Here is a 219-nt window from a genome sequence, read left to right as displayed (position 1 = left end):
CGATACGTTGGAGAAGGTCTCTGGGTCGTCATGACCTGTGTTCGCTTGCGGATAGAGCGGCATACTCTTCGACCAAAAAATCGAGAAGTGCTCGCACCGAAGGCAGCAGGCCACGCCGCGAGGGAAAGGCAGCATGCACGATGCCCGCAGCCGGGCGCCATTCGGGCAAGACGGGCACCAATGTGCCTGCGGCAAGGTCACGCCAGATCATCATGGTCG

The 219-nt window shown here is 60.7% G+C and carries 1 pseudogene; it reads right to left on the bottom strand.

What is annotated here, in order from left to right:
- Positions 1-28: 28 nt before the first annotated feature.
- A pseudogene (locus F9K91_RS25825) lies at positions 29-219 on the bottom strand (LysR family transcriptional regulator); the annotation flags it as partial.

The organism is Brucella tritici (assembly GCF_008932295.1).
Taxonomy (GTDB): Bacteria; Pseudomonadota; Alphaproteobacteria; order Rhizobiales; family Rhizobiaceae; genus Brucella; species Brucella tritici.
Note: the sequence above shows the minus strand (reverse complement) of the source record. Positions and strands in the feature narration are given on the sequence as shown.